This is a genomic window from Shewanella inventionis (assembly GCF_014641855.1).
Classification (GTDB): domain Bacteria; phylum Pseudomonadota; class Gammaproteobacteria; order Enterobacterales; family Shewanellaceae; genus Shewanella; species Shewanella inventionis.
In genome coordinates this window covers 69672-75671 of record NZ_BMII01000016.1, presented here as the reverse complement: position 1 = coordinate 75671, position 6000 = coordinate 69672, and the positions used below count along the sequence as shown (strand labels likewise).

At 45.3% G+C, this 6000-nt stretch carries 4 protein-coding genes; all 4 read right to left on the bottom strand.

Going from position 1 to position 6000, the window contains the following annotated elements; genetic code table 11:
- Window positions 1–270: 270 nt before the first annotated feature.
- Entirely contained in the window at window positions 271–2013 is a 1743-nt protein-coding gene (locus IEW93_RS10805) for a sugar phosphorylase (RefSeq protein ID WP_188739338.1), read from the bottom strand.
- Window positions 2014–2106: 93 nt separating this feature from the next.
- A complete protein-coding gene (locus IEW93_RS10800) occupies window positions 2107–3327 on the bottom strand; it encodes a glycosyltransferase family protein (protein ID WP_188739337.1) in 1221 nt (406 codons plus the stop codon).
- Between the two features lies 1 nt (window position 3328).
- Window positions 3329–4186, bottom strand: coding sequence for an HAD-IIB family hydrolase (locus tag IEW93_RS10795; RefSeq protein WP_188739336.1), 858 nt, complete (start codon window positions 4184–4186; stop codon window positions 3329–3331).
- 927 nt (window positions 4187–5113) lie between these two features.
- Window positions 5114–5533, bottom strand: coding sequence for a Holliday junction resolvase RuvX (ruvX, locus tag IEW93_RS10790; RefSeq protein ID WP_188739335.1), 420 nt, complete (start codon window positions 5531–5533; stop codon window positions 5114–5116).
- Window positions 5534–6000 lie beyond the last annotated feature (467 nt).

Sequence of the window (6000 nt, the reverse complement as noted above, 5' to 3'; positions counted from 1 at the left end):
TAGCAGTGACGCAGTCACGCCCTAAATCCTAGCAGCGTAGCGCCCTAGCAGTGACGCAGTCACGCCCTAAATCCTAGCAGCGTAGCGCCCTAGCAGTGACGCAGTCACGCCCTAAATCCTAGCAGCGAAGCGCCCTAGCAGTGACGCAGTCACGCCCTAGAACCTAGCAGCGCAGCGTCCTCGTACCTAGCAGCGCAGCGTCCTCGTACCTAGCAGCGTAGCGCCCTAGCAGTGACGCAGTCACGCCCTAGTTCCTAGAACCTCGCATAACTAAGCTTTATTACTGATCCACACTGTTTGGTATGGCTGGAGTTGGATGGTTTGGGTGATGTCTTCTATTTGGTTGCCGGTGAGTAAATCGACCCAGTATTCTGATATGACTAGGTTAAGCTCATTGATGGGTAGATCGGTGACTTGATCTGACACATTACTGATACAAAAAATACTTTGTTTTCGATTACGGCTTTGACGCCAAAAGCCAAACAGTTGCAGCCCTAGATGTAGGGTAAATTGGGTGGCATTTGGATGAAATGCTATTTGTTGAGTGCGTATATTGATGAGCCTTGTCATGGCTGATAACACCTGGCTGTGGGTACTTTGGGCGTCGCTTAGCTGTTGTTTTAAACTGTCTAAATCCCAGCGATGACGATTGATGGCTCTGTTATGTGAGGTATTAGCCAGTTTTTCGTAGTCGTTACGAGTGCCTAATAAGCTGTGGATGTATATTCCTGGGATCCCTTCGAGTGCCAACATAATGGTATGTGCGCACAGGTATCTTTGCATGCCCCATAAGTCTTTGCCTTTGGTGGTACCTTGCAGAGCATCGTATAAGGCGATGTTCATTTCGTAGGGCTTTTGCTCACCGGTTTCGGTGGTGCGGGCGGATATTTGGCCGCCAAATTGCTTCATGGTATCGACGAGTGTTTGTATTTCATCATCGTCTAATAACCCTTCAGCTGGGCGTAAGCCTATGCCGTCGTGGGAGGCGATAAAGTTAAAATAGGTGGTGCCATCTTGCGCTGGCGGCATGCTCATTAACCAACGTTTTAAGTATAAGCAGCTGCCGGTTATTAGGGTATTAATGAGCAATGGCGGCAGTGAAAAGTTATATATGCAGTGGGCTTCGTTGGCGTTACCAAAATATGTTAAATTTTGTGTGTTGGGGATATTAGTTTCGGTGATGATCATGGCGTCGTTTTGCGCGTGTTCAATTAAGGTGCGCAGTAAGCGGATGACCTCGTGGGTTTGCGGTAAATTAATGGATTTTGTGCCTACAATTTTCCATAAAAATGCAACGGCATCGAGCCTAAAAATACTCACTCCTGCATCTAAATATTGTCGAATAATACTGACAAACTCGATAAGGACGTTGGGGTTTCTAAAATCGAAATCAACCTGATCATGACTGAAGGTAGACCACACATATTGAGTGCCACTGGGGGTTTCTGTGGGTCTTAATAATGCTGAGGTTCGGGGCCGTACGACTTCAGTTAAATCATCTGTTAAGTTTGCCGTAAAAAAATAATCATGGCCTGGCCCTTCACCTTTGCAAAAATTTTCAAACCATAAACTGCGGCTTGAGCAGTGATTTATCACTAAATCTGACATTAAACGGCGTTTACTGGCTATGGCACTGATGTCGGCCCAGTCGCCTAGACTCTCGTTAACGGTTGAGTAGTCTATTACGGCAAAACCGTCGTCTGAACTGTAAGGGAAAAAAGGCAAAATATGCGCACCGTTTATGCAGCCCACATAACTGTCGATAAACTGTGACAAGGTTGTGAGTGGGCGCTCACCTTGCTGCACAACACTGTCGCCATAGGTGATCATTATGGTGTCTTTTTCTGACCAGTGGTTAGCAAATGGCTCTGGTACTTGGCTAAACTCGGTGATTCTCATGATTTCGATGAGCCGTTCAGCTAATGTATTTATGGGTGTGTCGAGAGCAATGTCTTTATAAATACACTCAAGTTGTTGTTGCAGCTTTTGTTGTAAACCATCCATTAATGACATAAATAGGTGTCCTTATACCATCAGGAGAAATAAGTGATCAGATATTGCGTTGTTAACCAATAAGAATGATCGGCATTTTTGTGCTGATTGGTATTAGCTAAACTCTGCGTTGTCTGCCTCAACAGCGGCTTTAAGTTGCTCTAACACATCAGGCATGGCGCTTACCACTCGGCTCCATGTTGGCATAAATGGCGTTTCCATGGGGTTGTCTAAAAAGCGCTGCCCTGCGGTAACGATATTTTGAGCAAACATTTCTACGGCTTTTTCTTCTAGGTGAATGTCGGTTGTGAGTCCATTCATTAAAGCATCATTATGGTAAGTTTCAACATAATCGAGGGCAACTCGGTAATAGGTTGCTTTTAAGGTACGAAATGATTCTGTGCTGAAGGTTTCGCCTTGGGTGGCTAATTTACGGAAAAATGCCTTGGTAATATCAATCGACATTTTAGATAAACCGGCTTCTTCGTTGTCGAGCGATAAATCTTGATGCTTGTGGTCGTAATTGTCGGCAATATCCACCTGACAAATGCGATTGTGGGCATAGTTACGCTGCATTTCTGACAGTACGCCAATTTCTAAACCCCAATCACTTGGAATGCGAAGATCGGTAAGCACATCGCGCCTAAACGAAAACTCTCCAGCTAATGGATAACGAAAGCTGTCCATGTATTCGAGGTATTCGTTATATCCCACCACTTTTTTTAGCGCTTTAATCAGCGGGGTGACTAATAAACGTGACACTCGGCCGTTAATTTTACCGTCGGATAATCTGGCGTAGTAACCTTTACTAAATGCGTAGTTAAATTGCGGATTAGCGACCGGGTAAAGCAATCTTGCCAGTAATGATTTTTCATAAGTGACGATATCGCAGTCGTGCAAGGCAACCGACTCTGATTTGCCCGAGGCTAAAATGTAACCCATGCAGTACCACACATTTCGCCCTTTCCCTAGCTCGGTTGGTGCTAGCCCTAGCTTTTGTAATTTTGCATCTAGTGCTTTTAAGCGTGGGCCGTCGTTCCATAAAATACGGTGATGTTGGGGTAATTCGCCAAAAAAACTCAATGCATGCTTGTATTGTGCTTCGTCTGCTCGGTCAAGGCCGATAACAATTTCAGACAGGTACGGCACGTCTTTAAGGTTAGCAACTATGCCTTTTAATGCATCGCCTTCTAACTCTGAATACAGCGACGGTAGAATGAGCCCTAATGGGCGAGTTTTTGCAAACTTAATTAAGTCTTGCTCTAGTTCGTCGTGGGTACGACGAGTTAAGTTGTGCATTGTGGTGATGGTGCCGTTTTGATAAAAATCAGCCATGTTATACGCCTCCTACAGTCATTGGTTTTGCTGGTGTGGCCAGTGTTGACGTGAGTAATGTTGCGGTGATGCATTCGGCCCAGCCTTTAGGACCGTATGCCTGGCTTTTTATGGTTTGCTTTTTGTTAAGTACTGGGAACTCATGAGTGGGTGATTTAATTTGAATAGCGATATCGGCCGCTTCTAGCATTGCACTGTCGTTGCCGCTGTCACCGAGTGCAATGGTGGTGACTGGGGTTTGATATTGCTTGGCATAAACTTGCGCCAGCCAGTTCATGGCTTTGCCTTTGTCGCTTTCACCGCCTATGTGCAAAAAACGCCCGCCTTGTAACATGTGGGCGCCTAATGAGGTCATATAATCGATAAATTCTTGTTTACGCGCTTCATCGCCTTGCCATAACAAAGGCTCTGAATAATGCCTAACTAAAGCAAGGCGCGCTTTGTCTGGCGCAAGATCGGTAACTTCACACAATTCTTCAACGCTAAAGGATGAAAAGCCGATGTATTCATCTTCAAACTCAACGGCTTGTTGAGCTAATAAATCAAGCCAGTGCTGGCGAGGCGGACAAAACTCTTTTACCCAGTAATACCCTTGCTCAAAAGTCCCTTCTGGCTGCTCATTGAAATAACCTATTGGAATATAAATAACGGCGCCATTTTCTGAAATAAAGGGAGAGTTAATCCCAATGGTTTGTTGTAGTTTTTCCATTTCGGCAAAGGTTTTGCTGGTATTGGCAATAATAGGGATATGACGCTCATTAAGCGCTTCGATGACCTCAATGGCATGGTTAAAACTGTAATCGAAGTGGTCGAGTAATGTTCCGTCTATGTCAGTAAAAATCAATGGTCTGCTGGTCATATAGAGTCCCTTTAATATTAATACGGGATAAAACAAGGGTGAAAATAATGCTGCCACCTTTTGTTTTATTGGTAATTAACTGATTCAGAAAATGTGCCAGTGCAGTATGCATTGCCCAAAAATGGTTCAATCGACTTATTAAGCATTGAAATTTATAGCTTTTTATTTGAGCAAACTTAACGTGAAGAATAATTTTTTAGTGCGCTGATGAGTTACATACGTGCAAGGTTTTATGCAGATCGCACCATTTTGGTGCAATTTAAGGGTAGCAAGTGGCAAGTGGCATGCTACGAGTGTACTTCTTTGCCGTCCTCGAGTGCTGTTATCCCGGCTTTATAAGCGTTACCGGGACGGTTCCAGGTGTTTGCTCTTAAAAGATAACAGCTGGATCCCGGCTCAAAAGCATTGCCGGGACGACGTAAATAAGGCCTTAGCAGACGTGATAAAAGTGACAAGGTTCAAGTGGCTGTGTAAGTGCAAGTGGCAAGTTACGAGTTACAAGTGACAAGTGACAAGTGCAAGTGACATGCTACGAGTGTACTTCTTTGCCGTCCTCGAGTGCTGTTATCCCGGCTTTATAAGCCTTACCGGGACGGATCCAGGTATTTGCTCTTAAAAGATAACAGCTGGATCCCGGCTCAAAAACATTGCCGGGACGACGTAAATAAGGCCTTAGCAGACGTGATAAAAGTGACTAGTGGCAAGTGTAAGTGTAAGTGCAAGTGGCAAGTGGCATGCTACGAGTGTACTTCTTTGCCGTCCTCGAGTGCTGTTATTCCGGCTTTATAAGCGTTACCGGGACGGAACCAGGTGTTTGCTCTTAAAAGATAACAGCTGGATCCCGGCTCAAAAGCATTGCCGGGACGACGTAAATAAGGCCTTAGCAGACGTGATAAAAGTGACAAGGTTCAAGTGGCTGTGTAAGTTTTAAAATTGGTTTTCAAAATAACTTTCAATGATCAGCACGGCAGAAACCGCGTCAACCTGCCCTTTAGTCAGTGCTTTAAAGCCCCCTAACTCAAATAATCTTGCTTTAGCGTCTGCAGTGGTGAGGCGTTCGTCTTGTGTGGCAATTTTAACACCGAAGCGGCCATTTATTCGGTTAGCAAACTTGCGCGCTCTTTGGGTCATTTCTTGTTCTGTGCCATCCATATTTAGTGGTAATCCCACTACGACTAGATCGGGTTGCCATTCTTTGAGCAGTTTTTCGATATCGTCCCAATTAGGAATACCGTCAACAGCTTTAAGTGACAACAGAGGCGTTGCGCTGGCCGTAATAGCCTGACCGATTGCGACACCAATACTTTTGGTGCCATAGTCAAACCCTAATACCGTTTGTGGTTGCATGTATTTCTCTTTGTTTTGTTTTTAGGGGCTAGGAGCTCGCAGGCTCGCCTGAGAGCGGACTTCGTCCTTCTAGGTTCTAGGTTCTAGGTTCTAGGAACTCGCAGGCTCGCCAGAGAGCGGACTTCGTCCTTCTAGGTTCTAGGTTCTAGGTTCTAGGTTCTAGGTTCGAGGAACTCGCAAGCTCGCCTGAGAGCGGACTTCGTCCTTCTAGAATCTAGAAGCGCAGCGCCCTCGAAGTGACGAAGTCACGCCCCAGCAGCACAGCGTCCTACAAGGGTTCTAAATCTACCCTTGTTGTCATCCCTGAGATCTTTTATCAGGGATCCAGGTGTTTCTTTTGATTTTGTTTTAACCATTAAAGCCTAAAAGCTAACACCTGGGTTCCGGCTTAAACAGCGTCACCGGAACGACGTAGTCGAGCAGCGAAGCGTCCTTCTAGGTTTTAAATTCATTCCGGTTGTCATCCC